The 16305-nt window shown below is 70.8% G+C and carries 16 protein-coding genes; 5 read left to right on the forward strand and 11 right to left on the reverse strand.

The annotated features are described in order from the left end of the window. The first annotated feature begins 22 nt into the window (after window positions 1-22). Both ACIP6U_RS06380 and ACIP6U_RS06385 read left to right on the forward strand, forming a co-directional pair. Window positions 23-574, forward strand: coding sequence for a VanZ family protein (locus tag ACIP6U_RS06380; protein ID WP_401713694.1), 552 nt, complete (start codon window positions 23-25; stop codon window positions 572-574). Window positions 575-667: 93 nt separating this feature from the next. After that, a complete protein-coding gene (locus ACIP6U_RS06385; protein ID WP_280878266.1) occupies window positions 668-871 on the forward strand; it encodes a PspC domain-containing protein in 204 nt (67 codons plus the stop codon). A gap of 73 nt (window positions 872-944) precedes the next feature. On the opposite strand, the gene ACIP6U_RS06390 is transcribed toward ACIP6U_RS06385, so the two are convergent. Both ACIP6U_RS06390 and ACIP6U_RS06395 read right to left on the reverse strand, forming a co-directional pair. After that, window positions 945-1304 carry an ATP-binding protein gene (locus tag ACIP6U_RS06390; RefSeq protein WP_401713695.1) on the reverse strand — a complete coding sequence of 120 codons (360 nt, stop codon included), beginning with the start codon at window positions 1302-1304 and terminating at the stop codon, window positions 945-947. A gap of 178 nt (window positions 1305-1482) precedes the next feature. Then, window positions 1483-2601: an adenosine deaminase gene (locus ACIP6U_RS06395; RefSeq protein WP_123998128.1), complete on the reverse strand. Its 1119-nt coding sequence runs from the start codon at window positions 2599-2601 to the stop codon at window positions 1483-1485. Between the two features lie 113 nt (window positions 2602-2714). On the opposite strand from ACIP6U_RS06395, the gene ACIP6U_RS06400 reads away from it, so the two are divergent. Beyond that, window positions 2715-3479 (forward strand): alpha/beta hydrolase, encoded by a 765-nt coding sequence (locus ACIP6U_RS06400; RefSeq protein ID WP_401713696.1) that lies wholly within the window; start codon window positions 2715-2717, stop codon window positions 3477-3479. Window positions 3480-3497: 18 nt separating this feature from the next. On the opposite strand, the gene ACIP6U_RS06405 is transcribed toward ACIP6U_RS06400, so the two are convergent. Beyond that, entirely contained in the window at window positions 3498-4448 is a 951-nt protein-coding gene (locus ACIP6U_RS06405) for a LysR substrate-binding domain-containing protein (protein ID WP_401713697.1), read from the reverse strand. Window positions 4449-4511: 63 nt separating this feature from the next. Between ACIP6U_RS06405 and ACIP6U_RS06410 the strand changes: the two genes are divergently transcribed. Further along, entirely contained in the window at window positions 4512-5777 is a 1266-nt protein-coding gene (locus ACIP6U_RS06410) for an MFS transporter (RefSeq protein WP_401713698.1), read from the forward strand. Between the two features lie 131 nt (window positions 5778-5908). Next, a complete protein-coding gene (locus tag ACIP6U_RS06415) occupies window positions 5909-6925 on the forward strand; it encodes a sigma-70 family RNA polymerase sigma factor (protein ID WP_401713700.1) in 1017 nt (338 codons plus the stop codon). On the opposite strand, the gene ACIP6U_RS06420 is transcribed toward ACIP6U_RS06415, so the two are convergent. The 8 genes from ACIP6U_RS06420 to ACIP6U_RS06455 all read right to left on the reverse strand — a co-directional run bounded on the left by ACIP6U_RS06420 (window position 6809) and on the right by ACIP6U_RS06455 (window position 16220). Next, a complete protein-coding gene (locus ACIP6U_RS06420; protein WP_401713702.1) occupies window positions 6809-7195 on the reverse strand; it encodes an STAS domain-containing protein in 387 nt (128 codons plus the stop codon). The two genes, ACIP6U_RS06415 and ACIP6U_RS06420, sit on opposite strands and share 117 nt — an antisense overlap. A 355-nt stretch (window positions 7196-7550) precedes the next feature. Then, a complete protein-coding gene (locus ACIP6U_RS06425) occupies window positions 7551-8828 on the reverse strand; it encodes a thymidine phosphorylase (RefSeq protein WP_401714410.1) in 1278 nt (425 codons plus the stop codon). Window positions 8829-8912: 84 nt separating this feature from the next. Continuing rightward, complete coding sequence (locus ACIP6U_RS06430; protein WP_401713703.1) at window positions 8913-9314, reverse strand: cytidine deaminase; 402 nt, start codon at window positions 9312-9314, stop codon at window positions 8913-8915. Continuing rightward, window positions 9311-10597 (reverse strand): ABC transporter permease, encoded by a 1287-nt coding sequence (locus tag ACIP6U_RS06435; protein WP_401713704.1) that lies wholly within the window; start codon window positions 10595-10597, stop codon window positions 9311-9313. Before ACIP6U_RS06435 ends, ACIP6U_RS06430 begins: the two co-directional genes overlap by 4 nt. Continuing rightward, a complete protein-coding gene (locus ACIP6U_RS06440) occupies window positions 10594-11724 on the reverse strand; it encodes an ABC transporter permease (RefSeq protein WP_401713706.1) in 1131 nt (376 codons plus the stop codon). The genes ACIP6U_RS06435 and ACIP6U_RS06440 overlap by 4 nt, the downstream gene beginning before the upstream one ends. Further along, on the reverse strand, window positions 11721-13349 hold the full coding sequence (locus tag ACIP6U_RS06445; RefSeq protein ID WP_401714411.1) for an ABC transporter ATP-binding protein: 1629 nt from the start codon (window positions 13347-13349) through the stop codon (window positions 11721-11723). The genes ACIP6U_RS06440 and ACIP6U_RS06445 overlap by 4 nt, the downstream gene beginning before the upstream one ends. 307 nt (window positions 13350-13656) lie before the next feature. After that, on the reverse strand, window positions 13657-14712 hold the full coding sequence (locus ACIP6U_RS06450) for a BMP family protein (RefSeq protein ID WP_401713708.1): 1056 nt from the start codon (window positions 14710-14712) through the stop codon (window positions 13657-13659). Between the two features lie 287 nt (window positions 14713-14999). Next, window positions 15000-16220: an amidohydrolase gene (locus tag ACIP6U_RS06455; protein WP_401714412.1), complete on the reverse strand. Its 1221-nt coding sequence runs from the start codon at window positions 16218-16220 to the stop codon at window positions 15000-15002. Between the last annotated feature and the right edge of the window lie 85 nt (window positions 16221-16305).

Here is a 16305-nt window from a genome sequence, read left to right on the forward strand (position 1 = left end):
CGGGGGCCGCGTCTTGTGGGACGTGCAGCGTCAAGGCTTCGTCGGCGGCAGCGCCGAGATCCGCGTCCGTGTGGCAGGAGGTGTTCTCCTCGTCGCACATCTCGTGTTCGTCGCCTGGCTCACGCTGCGCCCGCTGGACGTCCCCTGGGTACAGCCCGCCAACCTGCGGCCGTTCGCCGGGATCCACGCCGATCTGGAGCTCGGCTGGCCCGAGGCGGCCCGGCGCATCGCCGAGGGGCTCGGACTGCTCGCCCCGCTCGGCGTACTGATCCCGCTGGTGCACGGGCGGCTGTATGCCGCGCCGCTGTCGTCCCTGGTCCGCACGGCCACGGCGGGCGCTCTCATCTCGCTCGGCATCACGCTGTTGCAGACCGGTGTGCCCGGCCGGGTCGCGGACGTCGACACGCTGTTCCTGAACACCGTCGGGGTGGCCCTCGCACATCTCGCGGTGGTGCCGGCCGGCCGCGCCCGGCTCCGCCGCAGGGGGGATCGCCTGCCGCCCGCGGCCGTCCTCCAGGAGGAAGCCGCTCAGGGTCGGACCCCGACGATTCCCAGGGTCGGCATCGCACCGTAGAGCGACGCCGGATCCGCGGGTTCTCCGTAGCGTTGAAGGCAGATGAGGCAGCCACGACCGGCCGCCCGACCGACGCTCACGAAGGAGCCGCACATGTCCGCCATTGCCCGCCCCACCAACGGCCGCATGATCGGCGGAGTGTGCGCAGCGCTGGCGCGGCGCTTCGGCACCTCCGCGACCACGATGCGGGTGATCTTCGTGCTCTCGTGCCTGCTGCCGGGCCCGCAGTTCCTGCTCTACATCGCGCTGTGGATCCTGTTCCCCTCCGAGGAGAAGGCCGCCCGCACCGCCTGGTGACCACTTTCCGTGTACGCCGATGGGGCGCACCCCGTGTCCGGGGGTGCGCCCCATCCGTGCGTCCGAGGGCGGTTCAGCCGAGCGGGATCCCGTTCAGCGGCAGGCCGTGCGTGGGCAGGCCGGTCTGGCCCACCGGGAGACCGCCGAGGAGGCCGGCGACCGGCGCGGTCGGACCGTCGGCGAGCACCTTCTGGGCGGCCGGCTGCACGGCGGACAGACCCGACGCGAGCGCGGGCTGCGCCTGGCTGAGGGCCTCACCGGCACCGGGCAGCGCCTTGGCGACGTTCTCAGCGGGCAGCGTCTGGGTGAGGGTGCCCAGCGCCTGGCTCGCGTCCGGAACCGCCGGGGCGGCGTTCGCGGCACCCGCGCCGGTGGCGGCGAAGGCGGCACCGAGCGCGGCGACACCGAGGGTCTTGGCAGCAGACTGCTTCATGAAATGCGTCCTCGAAATGGGGTTACGGGGATGTGAGCGGTCCACGACCGTAAACATGCGAAGCCACCCGCCGCAAACATCGAAATGCGGACGGATTGTGAATACCCGTCCGCATTTCCGGTGGGCCGTTACGTCCCGGCCACCTCTTATCGACCGCATACCCGCTGGTGGAAGCGGTCTACTGGAACAGCCATTCGGACTTCAGCTCGGCATATCCGGGCTTCACGACGTCATTGATCATCGCGAGTCGTTCATCGAAAGGAATGAACGCTGATTTCATCGCATTGACGGAGAACCACTGCATGTCGTCGAGCGTGTAACCGAACGCGTCGACAAGGTGCTCGAATTCCCGGCTCATACCGGTGCCGGACATCAGCCGGTTGTCGGTGTTCACCGTGGCCCGGAAGTGCAGCCGGCGCAGCAGCCCGATCGGGTGCTCGGCGTACGAGGCCGCGGCCCCGGTCTGGAGGTTGGAGCTGGGGCACAGCTCCAGCGGAATCCGCTTGTCCCGTACGTACGCCGCGAGCCGTCCGAGCCGCACCGAGCCGTCGTCGGCGACCTCGATGTCGTCGATGATGCGCACCCCGTGCCCGAGCCGGTCGGCGCCGCACCACTGCAGCGCCTGCCAGATGGACGGCAGTCCGAAGGCCTCGCCGGCGTGGATGGTGAAGTGGTTGTTCTCGCGCTTGAGGTACTCGAAGGCGTCGAGGTGCCGGGTGGGCGGGAAGCCGGCCTCGGCGCCCGCGATGTCGAAGCCGACCACGCCCAGGTCCCGGTAGCGGTTGGCGAGTTCGGCGATCTCCAGGGCGCGGGCCGCGTGCCGCATGGCGGTGAGCAGGGCGCCCACCCGGATGCGGTGACCGCTCTCCCGGGCCAGCCGCTCCCCTTCCCGGAAGCCCTCGTTGACGGCCTCGACGACCTCTTCGAGGGTCAGGCCGCCCTCCAGGTGCTGCTCGGGCGCGTACCGCACCTCGGCGTACACCACGCCGTCCTCGGCGAGGTCCTCGGCGCACTCGCGGGCCACCCGCACCAGCGCGTCCCGGGTCTGCATCACGGCGACGGTGTGCGAGAAGGTCTCCAGGTACCGCTCCAGGGAACCGGAGTCGGCGGCCTCGCGGAACCACAGGCCGAGTTTGTCGGGGTCGCTCTCGGGGAGCCGGTCGTATCCCGTCTCCCGCGCGATGTCGACGATGGTGCCCGGACGCAGGCCGCCGTCGAGGTGGTCGTGCAGCAGAACCTTCGGCGCCCGGCGGATCTGGTCCGGCGTCGGGATGTTCGCGGTGCTCTGGCTCGTCATTGCCGCACTCTACTTCCTACGCGCGTAGATCGCCCGGTGTACAACTCCGTCGATACGTAACGGTGACCGCGCGGACGGTTCGGGTGCACCTGCCCTTCTGACACTGTTCTGTCATGGCACACCAAGCGACGACGCCGGTGCGACGGGCCCGGCTGGGGAGGGCACTCGGCCCGGAGCCGACGACGGTGAGCGGCGTGGTGCTGCTGCTCCCCGGCGGCGACGAGGAGTCCGCCCGCAGACCGTCCCCCATGCTCGCCACCGCCTCCGTAAGGGCGTTGGGCCGCCGGCTGGCCCGAGCGGGCCGCGACGACGGCCTGGCCGCGCACGTCGTCCACTACCGCTACCGCGGCTGGAACGGCAACGAGGCGCATCTCGCGGGCGACGCGTCCTGGGCCGCGGACGAGGTCGTACGACGGTACGGGGACGTGCCCGTCTGCCTGCTCGGCGTCGACATGGGCGGCCGGGCGGCGCTGCGGGCCGGCGGGCACGAGGCCGTCAACTCCGTGCTGGCGATCGCGCCTTGGCTGCCGGAGGACGACGTGGCGGCCTCGCCCGAACCGGTGAAGCAGCTGGTGGGGCGGCGGGTGCTGATCGTGCACGGCACGAACGACGAACGGACCGATCCCGAACTGTCGTTCCGGCTCGCCTCCCGGGCGAAAAAGGCGAACCGGGACGTGTGCCGGTTCGAAGTGCACGCCGACGGACACGGGTTGCACCAGTACCGGAGCGAAGTGCACGCGCTGGCGCTGGACTTCGTGCGGGGGGCGCTGTTCGGGGCGTCGTTCGCCCGGCCGTTGGAGGACGCGTTCGCCGCACCGCCGCCTCTCGGGCTGCGGATGCCGTTGGCCGCGGGGTTCGGAAAATCGTTGCGCCGCTGACGGTCGGGGCGGACCGGCTCAGGTCAGGAGGCTCCCCCTTCTCGACAGGAGGAACTTCTTGAAGGCGGCCACCGGGGGCGTGTCGGGATGGCCGTCCAGCCACGCCACGCCGATCTCCCTCGCCGCTCTCGGAGACGTGACCGTCAGTTCGGCGACCCCCGGGCGGGGAAAGGCCGGTGGCGGCAGCAGCGCCACGCCCAGGCCCGCCGCCACCAGACCCCGTAGCGTCTCCGCCTCCTCGCCCTCGAAGGCGACCCTCGGCTTGAAGCCCGCCTCCTTGCAGAGGTCGTCGGTGATGCGGCGCAGGCCGTAGCCGGGTTCGAGGGTGACGAAGGTTTCCTCGGCGGCCTCGGAGAGGCGGACGCGTCGGCGGGTCGCCAGAGGGTGGTCGGCGGGGACGACCAGGCGCAGCTTCTGTTCGTCCAGGCGGCGGGCCACCAGGTCGGGGGCGTCGGGGACCGGGGAGGTCAGACAGAGGTCCAGTTCGCCGGCCCGGAGCTTCTCCAGCATCGCCTCGCCGTAGGTCTGGACGAGGGTGAAGCGGACCCGGGGATGGTCGGCGCGGAAGGCGCGGATCAGACCGGGGACGGTCTCCGAACCCATGGTGTGCAGGAAGCCGAACGCGACCTTGCCGGTGGCCGGGTCGGCGTCCGCCCGGACCTCCTCGGCGGCCTTCTCGATCTCGGCGAGGGCGCGTTCGACGGAGGTGAGGAAGGTGCGGCCGGCGGGGGTCAACGACACCGTGCGGCCCCTGCGGGCGAACAGGTCCACGCCCAGGTCCTGTTCGAGGCGGACCATGGCCCTGGAGAGGGTGGACTGCGGCACCCGCATCTCCTGCGCGGCCCGCGTGACGTGCTCGGTGCGGGCGACGCCCGCGAAGTACGCGAGGCGGGGCGCGAGCAGCGCGACGATGTCTTCTGTGTCACCGGACGGTGACAGGTGAGCCTGTGACCTCTGCTGATGCGCCATGGGAACGATTATGACGTTTCCGTGCATTGGACGGATGAGCGGGCGCGTACGTAGCTTCGAGGCATGCCTGCCAGTACCGAGGTGTCCGCTCCCACGGATGCCCTCTCCCCCGTCCTCGCCTCCGACTCCCGGCTGACCCCGGGCGGCCCCGGCTACCGCCGAATGAGCTTCGCCCTCTTCCTCGCGGGCGTGGCGACCTTCGCGCTGCTGTACTCCACGCAGGCCCTGCTGCCGCTGATCTCCGGCGAGTTCGGGGTGGCGGCCAGCGACGCGAGCTGGACGGTGGCGGCGGCGACCGGCGGACTCGCGCTGTTCGTGCTGCCGATGAGCGCACTGTCGGAGCGTTTCGGACGTCGTACGGTCATGACCGCGTCGCTGGTGGTCGCGGTGGGCCTGGGGGTCCTGGTCCCGTTCGCGCCCTCGCTGGGCACGCTGGTGGCGCTGCGCTTCCTCCAGGGGGCCGCACTGGCCGGGCTGCCCGCCTCCGCGACGGCGTATCTCGCCGAGGAGGTCCGGCCCAGGGCGCTGGTCACGGCGATCGGACTGTTCGTCGCGGGCAACAGCGTCGGCGGGATGAGCGGCCGGGTCATCACCGGATGGGTCGCGCAGGAGTGGGGCTGGCGGGTGGCCGTCGGTGTCATCGGCGCGATCGCGGTGGCCTGCGCGGTGGCCTTCCGGCTGCTGCTGCCGGCGCCGACGCACTTCACGCCGGGCTCGCTGCGGCCCCGGGTACTGGCCCGCACGGTCCGCGACCACCTCGCCGACCCGCTGCTGCGCCGCCTGTACGCGATCGGCGCCCTGTTCATGACCGTCTTCGGCGGTGTCTACACGGTGATCGGCTACCGCCTGACCGAGGCGCCCTTCTCGCTCCCCCAGGGCATCGTCGGCTCGATCTTCCTGGTGTACCTGGTCGGTACGGTGTCGGCGTCCACGGCGGGACGCCTGGTGGGTCGGCTGGGCCGCCGCGGGGCGCTGTATCTGGCGGCCGGTACGACGGCCTCCGGGCTGCTGCTCTCCCTGGCGCCGTCGCTCCCGCTGGTCCTGCTGGGCCTGGTGCTGATCACCGCGGGCTTCTTCGCCGGGCACGCGTGCGCCTCCTCGGCGGTCAGCAAGACGGCCACGACCGGGCGCGCCCAGGCCTCGGCGCTGTACCAGTCGGCGTACTACATCGGCTCCAGCGCGGGCAGCACGGTGGGCGCGCTCGCCTTCCACGCCGGCGGCTGGGCCGGGACGGTCGGCGTCGGACTGCTCGCGGTGGCGGGAGTGGTGACGATCACCCTCCTCGGGACCCGGGCGGCCCGGCTGGCCGCGCGTCCCGTGACCGCCTGACCCCAGGTCTCCTCCTCACCTCTGACCTGCGCCTTTGTTCACTCCAGGGGCCATTGTCAGTGCCCTGCGGTAGCTTCCGAAGTGCTGGGCGCACAGAAGCGCGACAGAAACACCACAGGGGTGGGTGGACGATGAGCGACGGTACGGCGACGACGACGGACCTGGACCTCCGGCTGGAGAAACACCGCACGGAGCTGACGGGGTACTGCTATCGCATGCTCGGCTCCTCCTTCGAGGCCGAGGACGCGGTGCAGGACACGATGGTCCGCGCCTGGCGCAGCTACGAGAAGTTCGAGGGCCGGTCCAGTCTGCGCTCCTGGCTCTACCGCATCGCGACGAACGTCTGCCTGGACATGCTGACCGCGGGCAACAAGCGCGCCCGTCCGATGGACCTGAGCGAATCCACCCCGCTCGCCCAGGCCGCGCTCTCCCCCCGCCCGGACAACACCTGGCTGGAGCCCATGCCGGACGCGCGCGTCCTGCCCACGCCAGAGGACCCGGCGGAGGCCGCGGTGGCCAAGGAATCCGTGCGGCTCGCCTTCATGGCGGCCCTTCAGCAACTGCCGGCCAAGCAGCGCGCGGTGCTCATCCTGCGCGAGGTGCTGGCCTGGCGGGCGAGCGAGGTCGCCGAGCTGCTCGACACGTCCGTCGCGTCGGTCAACAGCGCGCTCCAGCGGGCCCGGGCCACGCTTGCGGAGCGGGAGGACAAGGCGGCCGGCGCGGCCGTCTCCGACCCGCTGGACGAGGAGCAGCAGAAGCTCCTGGAGCGCTATGTGAAGGCGTTCGAGGGGTACGACATGACGGCGCTGACGGCGCTGCTGCACGAGGACGCGGTCATGACGATGCCGCCGTTCGACCTGTGGCTGACCGGACACGACGACATCACCGGCTTCATGACCACGCTGGGCGCCGCCTGCGAGGGCTCGCGCCTGATTCCGGTGCAGGTCAACGGACTGCCCGGGTTCGCCCAGTACAAGCCGGACCCGGAGGCGGGCGGCTACAGCCCGTGGGCGGTCCAGGTGCTGGAGATCTCAGACGGCCGGCTCACCGGGTTCCACTTCTTCCTCGACACGAAGCGGTGGTTCCCGCTCTTCGACCTGCCCCTCCATCTCGAAGCGGAGCCCGACCAGACCGAGGAGGGCGTGTAGCGCCGGATCGGGCTCGCGCAGCCTGATCCGGCCCCCGGCCCGCCGGGCGGCCAGTTCGAGGCGCGCGAGCAGATCCACCGCCCCGAGCCCCGGCGGCCCGAGCGCGGCGACGTCCACCACGACGACGCCCGCTCCGGTCGCCTCCAGCCGCGCGCGCACGCCGTCGCACAGCCCGGCCACCTCGTCACGGGTGACGGGGCCGGGCAGCACGAGTACGGCGGGTGTCATGGCTTCCACGAGCGGTAGACCGGGCGGACGGTCAGAACTCATCGCGGTCCGCGCGCTCACGGGGCGTGCCCGCCTGTCCGCCGACGGCATGCGCTCAGGAGGCATGCCCTTGGGCCGGGATCACGGAGCCGACCGTGCGCGCGAAGGGACCGGCCCCGAAGGACCGGCCCCTGGTGGTCATGACCGGCGAGGAACCAGGCCGACGGCATCCGGCCCGACGACGGTCAGGGCCCGACGACGATCAGGGGCCGACAGCTGCCGCCGGCCACGAGGGCGCGGGCCGCCGACGGCCGCGCCCCGAGGGACCGCAGGCCGACAACCGTCGGATGATCCCTGGGGTTCCTGCCCACGGTCCGCATCCATGAGGTTCCCGGTCGACGCCGTCGCCGACCCGCCGTCAGGCGATGCGCTCCAGCACCACAGGCGACGCCGTGAAGGCCGTACCCGGCGCCTCGATGTCGTAGGAGCCCAGCACCGCTTCCACCGCGTACTCGAAGCGCTCGGGCGTGTCCGTGTGCAGGGTCAGCAGGGGCTGGCCCTCGGTGACCTCGTCGCCCGGCTTGGCGTGCAGTTCGACGCCCGCGGCGGCCTGCACCGGGTCCTCCTTGCGGGCGCGCCCGGCACCCAGGCGCCAGGCGGCGATGCCGATGTCGTAGGCGTCCAGGCGGGTCAGGACACCCGAGGTCGGGGCCTTGATGACGTGCTGTTCCCTCGAAGTGGGCAGGGCCGCGTCCGGGTCGCCGCCCTGGGCCGCGATCATGCGCCGCCAGACGTCCATCGCCGAGCCGTCGGCCAGGGCCTTGGCCGGGTCCGCGTCCTTCACGCCGGCCGCGTCGAGCATCTCGCGGGCGAGGGCGAGGGTCAGTTCGACGACGTCCGCGGGGCCGCCGCCGGCCAGCACCTCGACCGACTCGCGGACCTCAAGGGCGTTGCCCGCGGTCAGGCCGAGCGGGGTGGCCATGTCGGTGAGGAGCGCGACCGTCTTGACGCCGTGGTCGGTGCCGAGGCCGACCATCGTGGACGCCAGCTCCCGTGCGTCCTCGATCGTCTTCATGAAGGCGCCCGTGCCCACCTTGACGTCCAGGACCAGCGAGCCGGTGCCCTCCGCGATCTTCTTCGACATGATCGAGGAGGCGATCAGCGGGATCGCCTCGACCGTGCCGGTGACATCCCGCAGCGCGTACAGCTTCTTGTCGGCCGGGGCCAGGCCGTCGCCCGCCGCGCAGATCACCGCGCCGGTGGTGTCCAGGACGTGCAGCATCTCCTCGTTGGAGAGCAGTGCGCGCCAGCCGGGGATCGACTCCAGCTTGTCCAGGGTGCCGCCGGTGTGGCCAAGACCCCGGCCCGACAGCTGCGGGACGGCCGCGCCGCAGGCCGCCACCAGCGGGGCCAGCGGGAGGGTGATCTTGTCGCCGACACCGCCCGTGGAGTGCTTGTCGGCCGTCGGGCGGGACAGCGCCGCGAAGTCCATGCGCTCGCCGGAGGCGATCATCGCGGCCGTCCAGCGGGCGATCTCGCGCCGGTTCATGCCGTTGAGCAGGATGGCCATCGCGAGCGCGGACATCTGCTCGTCGGCGACCTCCCCGCGGGTGTACGCGTCGATGACCCAGTCGATCTGTGCGTCGCTGAGCTCACCGCGGTCCCGCTTGGTGCGGATGACGGAGACGGCGTCCATGGCCATGGCTTGGTTCCTTCCGAGGGTTCCAGCAGCCGTGCGGCCCCCGAGCGATGGCGACAACTCGGCGGGGCCGCACGGGTGTTACTTGGTGAGGTGGTCCGGGCCGAAGGCCTGCGGCAGCATCTCCGACAGCGGCAGGATCCCCGCCGGGGTCTCCAGCAGCAGGTCCGGGCCGCCGAACTCGTACAGCAGCTGGCGGCAGCGGCCGCACGGGACGAGGATCTCGCCCCGCCCGTCGACGCAGGTGAAGTGCGTCAGCCGCCCGCCGCCGGTGCGCTGCAGCTCCGAGACCAGACCGCACTCGGCGCACAGGCCAAGGCCGTACGAGGCGTTCTCGACGTTGCAGCCGGAGACCGTACGGCCGTCGTCGACCAGTGCGGCGACGCCGACCGGGAAGCCCGAGTAGGGGGCGTACGCGTGGGACATGGCGTCCCGCGCCACCTCCCGCAGTCCGTCCCAGTCGACGTCCGGCCGCGAGGTCACTTGCCCTGGCCCTTGCGGTAGCGCATGCCGTCCGCCTTGGGCATCCGCAGGCGCTGCGCGGACAGCGACAGCACCAGCAGGGTGACGACGTACGGGGTGGCGCCCACGAAGTCGCTGGGGACCTCGTCGGTGGTGAGGTACCAGACCAGGACCGCCACGGCCATGACGGCGCTGACGGCGCCCTGGATCATCGCCTTCTTGTACAGCTTCCAGCCAGCCAGTGCGGCGAGCAGGACGACCAGCAGGAGCAGCAGCGCGTGCACGGTCTCGCCGCCGTTGCGCAGCTGGAGGGCGTCGGAGTAGCCGAACAGGCCGGCGCCCATGGCGAGTCCGCCGGGCCGCCAGTTGCCGAAGATCATCGCCGCGAGACCGATGTAACCGCGCCCGCCGGTCTGGTTCTCCAGATACGTGTGCGAGGTGACCAGCGCGAGGAAGGCGCCGCCGAGACCGGCGAGGCCGCCGGAGACGGCGACGGCCGCGTACTTGTAGCGGTAGACGTTGACGCCGAGGGACTCCGCGGCGATCGGGTTCTCGCCGCAGGAGCGCAGCCGCAGACCGAACGCGGTGCGCCACAGCAGCCACCAGCTGCCGACGAACAGCAGCGCGGCGAACACCGTCACCACGGACAGGTCGCTGACCAGGCCGCCGAGGATGCCGGCGAGGTCGGAGATCAGGAACCAGTGGTGCTTCTCGACGGAGCTGAGCGCGTCCGAGAGACCGGGTACGTCGATGTTGGGCAGCGAGTCCACGGGCGGGGACTGCTTGGGGTTGCCGCCCGCGTCGGCCGCCTTGCCGTCCGAGAAGAAGATCTTGGCGAGGTACTGGGTGGCGCCGAGCGCGAGCAGGTTGACCGCGACACCGGAGACGATGTGGTCGACGCCGAAGGTGACGGTCGCGACCGCGTGCACGAGGCCGCCGAGGACACCGAAGCCGATGCCGCACAGCAGGCCGAGCCAGGGGTTGGACTGCCAGCCGATCCAGCCGGCGCCGAAGGTGCCGAGGATCATCATGCCTTCGAGGCCGATGTTGACCACGCCGGCCCGCTCCGACCACAGACCGGCGAGACCGGCAAGGCCGATCGGTACGGCCAGGGCCAGCGCGGCGCTGACCTGGCCCTCGGAGGTGAGCTGGTCGGCGCCGGTGATGACGCGGACCGCGGCGACGAGCAGCAGCGCGCCCGCGACGATCATGAGGATCTGGCCGAGGGAGCGGCCGGAGCGGGTGCGTGCGTTGTCCGCCTTGGGCGCCGCGGGGGGCGGCGTGTCGGTCATCGTGGCAGTCATCGCGCCACCTCCTGCTTCTCGGTCGGGGCGGCGGCCTGGGCGGCGAGTTCCGCGCCGACCCGCTGCTGCTGGCGCTTGAGGCCGTAGCGGCGCACGATCTCGTAGGCGATGACGACGCACAGGACGATGACGCCCTGGATCACGCCGAGGATCTCCTTGTCGTAGCCCTCGAACTCAAGGTGGTTGGTGGTGCGCTCCAGGAAGCCCCACAGCAGCGCGCCGAGGGCGATGCCGACCGGGTGGTTGCGGCCGAGCAGCGCGATGGCGATGCCGGTGAAGCCGATGCCGACCGGGAAGTCGTTGCTGAACTGGTGGCTGTCGTTGAGCAGGGTCGGCATGCCGATCAGACCGGCCACCGCGCCCGAGATCACCATGCTGGTGGCGACCATCTTCTTCACCGAGACACCGCTCGCGGCCGCCGCGCTCTCGGACTGGCCGACGGTGCGCAGGTCGAAGCCGAAGCGGGTACGGCCGAGCACGAACCAGTAGGCGATGCCCACCAGGATGGCGATGACGATGAAGCCCCACAGCTCGCCCGCCGCGCCCGTGTCGATCTGGAAGAAGTACGAGGAGTCCGGGAGCGGCTTCGTGGAGACGACCGTGCCGCCGCTCTGCAGCTCGGCGAGCTTTCCGGGCTGGAGCAGGAAGGCGATGATCGCGGTGGCGATCGAGTTCAGCATGATCGTCGAGATGACCTCGCTGACCCCGCGGGTCACCTTGAGGACGCCCGCGATGGCCGCCCACACGGCGCCGGTGCCCATGGCGCACAGGATGATCAGCGGGATGGAGATCCAGCCGGGCGTGGTCAGCGCGCCGCCGAGGACGGCGGCGAAGAACGCGGCGATGCGGTACTGGCCGTCGACGCCGATGTTGAACAGGTTCATCCGGAAGCCGATGGCCACCGAGACACCCGCCAGGTAGTACGTCGTCGCCTTGTTGAGGATGTAGACCTGGCTGTCGCTCGCGGAGCCGTAGGTCACCATGTCGCTGAAGGCGGCGCCCGGGTTCTTGCCGGTGGCGAGGATCACCAGGGCGGTGACGACGAGCGCGGCGACGATCGCGAGCAGCGGGGCCGCGATACCGAGGAGCAGCCGCTCCTTGTCGATGCGTTGGGTCAGCTTCTTCATCGGGCGTCGTCCTCTGTGCGCTCCGGGCCGGCGGCCGCTGTGTGCTCCAGGTGGCCGCTGGCCGCACCGGTCATGGCGGAGCCCAGCTCCTCGGGGGTGATGGTGGCGGGGTCGGCGTCGGCGACGAGCCGGCCGCGGTACATCACGCGCAGGGTGTCGGAGAGGCCGATGAGCTCGTCCAGGTCGGCCGAGATCAGCAGCACGGCCAGGCCCTCGCGGCGGGCCTCGCGGATGTGGTCCCAGATCGCGGCCTGCGCGCCGACGTCCACACCGCGGGTGGGGTGGGCGGCGATGAGCAGCTTGGGCGAGTGGCTCATCTCGCGGCCGACGATCAGCTTCTGCTGGTTGCCGCCGGACAGCGAGGCGGCCGTCACGTCGATGCCGGGGGTGCGGACGTCGTACGCCGCGATGATGCGGTCGGTGTCGGCGCGGGCGCCCTTGATGTCGAGCAACTGGCCGCGGGAGTTGGGGCGTTCGGTGACGTGGCCGAGGATGCGGTTCTCCCACAGCGGGGCTTCCAGGAGGAGGCCGTGGCGGTGGCGGTCCTCGGGGATGTAGCCGATGCCGGCCTCGCGGCGGTGGCGGGTGGGGGCGTGCGAGATGTCGGTGTCGCCGAGGGTGATGACACCGGCGTCCGGGTCGCGGATGCCCATGATCGCCTCGACCAGTTCGGACTGGCCGTTGCCCTCCACGCCGGCGATGCCGAGGACTTCACCCTGGTGGATGGTGAAGGAGATCGCGTCGAGGATGACGCGCTCGACGCCGTCGAGGTCGGTCTGGCTGAGGTTGAGCTTGTCGACCTTGAGCAGCGGGACGTCGGTGACCGTGGACTCCTCGGTCTCCGGCGTGGGCAGCTCACTGCCGACCATCAGCTCGGCGAGCTGCTTGGGCGTGGTGCCGGCCGGCTCGACCGTGCCGACGGTGGTGCCGCGGCGGATGACGGTGATCTCGTCGGCCACGGACAGCACTTCGCCCAGCTTGTGGGAGATGAAGATGACGGTGAGGCCCTCGGCCTTGAGCTCGCGCAGGTTGTCGAAGAGCGCCTCGACCTCCTGCGGCACCAGGACGGCGGTGGGCTCGTCGAGGATGAGCGTCTTGGCGCCGCGGTAGAGGACCTTGAGGATCTCCACGCGCTGCCGGTCGGCGACCCCGAGCTCTTCGAGCAGGACGTCGGGCCGCACGTTCAGGCCGTACGCGTCGGAGATCTCCTTGATCTTCGTACGGGCCCCGGCGCCGATGCCGTGCAGCTTCTCCGCGCCCAGGACCACGTTCTCCAGGACGGTGAGGTTGTCGGCCAGCATGAAGTGCTGGTGGACCATGCCGATGCCGCGGGCGATGGCGTCGGCCGGGTTGTTGAAGGTGACGGTCTCGCCGCCCACGGTGATGGTGCCCTCGTCCGGCTGCTGCATGCCGTAGAGGATCTTCATCAGGGTGGACTTGCCGGCACCGTTCTCGCCGCACAGGGCGTGCACGGTGCCCGTGCGGACGGTGATGTCGATGTCCTTGTTGGCCACGACACCGGGGAATCGCTTGGTGATGCCGCGCAGTTCGACGGCAGCGGGAGGGCTGGACGCGTTGATGGCGCACTCTCCTGATGGGGAAAGGGGCTGCGTAGGGGAGGGCAGGCGTCGGCGACGCCAGGGTCTGTCCGGCGGGTCATTCCGGTGTCGCGGGGTCTGGCACGCCCATCTGCGGCGTTGTCGTCGGTTGCCGACGCTCCGCGTCGCCGCCCTCCTCCGCCTTGCAGCTGGACGCACCAGACCCCGCTCACGTGCGTGACAAGGTACCGCTGACATGCACCGGCCTGACCCGCCGGACAGACCCTGTCGCGACAACTCCAAGCTACACGCGTAGAGTTGACACATTGTTATGGCTCGACGAGGGGTTGTCGAGACCCCTCGCCGAGCCAGGGTTCCGGCGGGAACCGTCAGGTCAGCTGGTCTTGACCTTGACGGAGCCGTCGACGATCTTCGCCTTCGCGGCGTCCAGCTGCGTCTTGATGTCGTCGATGAAGCCACCGCTGGTGGCCAGGCCGACACCGCCCTTGGCGAGCGAGTAGATCTGGTTGCCGGTCAGCGGCTTGCCGTCGTGCACGGACTTGACGAAGTCGTACACGCCGACGTCCACGTTCTTGACCATCGAGGTCAGGATCGAGTTCTTGTACTTCGACAGACCCGGGATGTTGTACTGGTCGGAGTCCACGCCGATGGCCCAGGCGCCCTTGACCGCGGAGACGGCCTCGATCGAGCCGTTGCCGGAGGAGCCGGCCGCGGCGTAGATCACGTCGGCGCCGTTGTCGAGCTGGCCGGACGCGGCTTCCTTGCCCTTGTCGGGGCTGGCGAAGCCGGACAGGTCGGAACCGTGGGTCAGGTACTGGACGTCGACCTTGACCTTGGAGTTGGTGTCCTTGACGCCCTGGACGTAACCGGCCGCGAACTTCTTGATCAGCGGGGTGTCCACACCGCCGATGAAGCCGACGTGGTCCTTCTTGGTCTTCAGCGCCGCCGCGACACCCGCCAGGTAGGAGCCCTGCTCCTCGGTGAAGGTGATGCTGTCGACGTTCTTCGCCGTCGCGACCGAGTCGATCAGACCGAAGCTGACCTTCGGGTACTTGGCGGCGACCTTGTCGACCGAGGTGGCGTAGGAGAAGCCGACGGCCACGATCGGGTTGTAGCCCGCGTCCGCGAGGTCGGTCAGGCGCTGCTCACGGTCGGCCTCGGTGTCGGAGCTCTTGGCGGTCAGTTCCTTGATGGAACCGCCGAACTCCTTCTCGGCCTTGTCGGCGCCGCGCGCGGCGGAGTCGTTGAAGGAACGGTCACCACGGCCGCCGACGTCGTAGGCGAGGCCGATCTTGATCCCCTTGTCACCGCCGGAGGAGGCGGACGACGAGGTGTCACTGTCGGAGGAGGTACTGCCACAGGCTGTGGCAGTCAGTGCGAGAGCTGCGGAAGCGGCGACCGCAGCGGAAAGCTTGGCTACCCGGCGCACGGGAAGGCTCCTTCACCTGACCTGAGCGCCATATCGGCGCTGGATGTGAGCACCATGCCAGTGCTCAGGCCTGCACGCCCAGGCGGCGTCGGCTTCGCGGCATCGTAACGCGCGTAGATGTCAGAAAAAGACCTACTCCAAAGCCGTTATCGATTCGAGGCAAACGGCGTCTGAACTCGGGCTCCGCCCGCCTGACCCGGCTCGATTTCGAACGGCGCACGATTGGCTTACAACCGTGTTGCGCCGGACGGCGCAACAGCCCTCGTGGGGGCTGTCGCGCCCGTCGGCTACTGCTCCGCGTCCAGCAGTGCGGCGGCGGTGAACATCTCCACGCCCACCGTGATCGCCGACTCGTCGGCGTCGAAGTCGCCCTGGTGCAGATCGCGTACGGTCCGCTCCCCCGGGGTGCGCACGCCGAGCCGGGCCATGGCGCCGGGCACGTGCTCCAGGTACCAGGAGAAGTCCTCGCCGCCCAGGCTCTGCTCGGTGGACTCGACGGCGTCCGCGCCCCGGCGGGCGGTCATGGCGTCGCGCAGCAGGTCGGTGACGACCGGGTCGTTGACGACCGGCGGGACGCCCCGGACGTAGGTGATCTCCGACTTGGCGCGGTGCAGGTTGGCGATCTCGTCGATCGCGGCGACCACGATGTCGGGCGCCTGCCGCCAGGTCTCCAGGTCCAGGCAGCGCACGGTGCCGGAGAGCTCGGCGTGCTGCGGGATGACGTTGGGCGCGTGCCCGGTCTCGATCCGTCCCCAGGTGACCGCGAGTCCGCTACGGCTGTCCACGCGCCGGCCGACCAGGGCGGGCACGTCGGTGGCGACCCGGGCGGCGGCGGTGACCAGGTCGGTGGTCAGGTGCGGGCGGGCGGTGTGGCCGCCGGGGCCGTCGAGGGAGACCTCCAGGCGGTCGCAGGCGGAGGTGATGGCTCCGTGCCGCAGTCCGATCCGGCCGGCGTCCACCCGCGGGTCGCAGTGCACGGCGACGATCCGTCCCACCCCGTCCAGCACCCCGCACTCGATGGCGTCGGCGGCGCCGCCGGGCAGCACCTCCTCGGCAGGCTGGAACAGCAGCCGCACGGGACGGGGCAGCAGGCCCTGCCGGTGCAGCTCGGCGAGGACCAGACCGGCGCCGAGCACCACGGTGGTGTGCACGTCGTGACCGCAGGCGTGCGCGCGGTCGGGCACGGTGGAGCGGTACGCGCACTCACTCTTCGTGTCCGGGATCGGCAGGGCGTCGATGTCGGCCCGCAGGGCGAGCATGGGCCGCCCGCCGTCCCACTCGCCGATGTCACAGATGAGCCCGGTCCCGATGGCGAGCACGCGCGGCTTCAGCCCCGCCTGCTCGAGGCGGGCCTTGATCGCCGCGGTCGTGCGGAACTCCTGGTTGCCCAGCTCGGGGTGCATGTGCAAGTCGCGGCGGAAGGCGACGAGTTCGGCACGCAGGGCGGCGGGCAGCGTGCCGGGAAGCAGGGCTTCCCCGGGCAGATCGGCCTCGGACTCCAGTGACATAAGTTGCTTCACCCTCTGAAGGGTAGGACGCCGGAGGGACCAACTGACCCTCGATCAACAAAAGTTCAACCCGTTAGGGGAAGAA

Origin of the sequence: Streptomyces sp. NPDC088794, assembly GCF_044750545.1 — a bacterium.
In the GTDB taxonomy this organism is placed as follows: Bacteria; Actinomycetota; Actinomycetes; order Streptomycetales; family Streptomycetaceae; genus Streptomyces.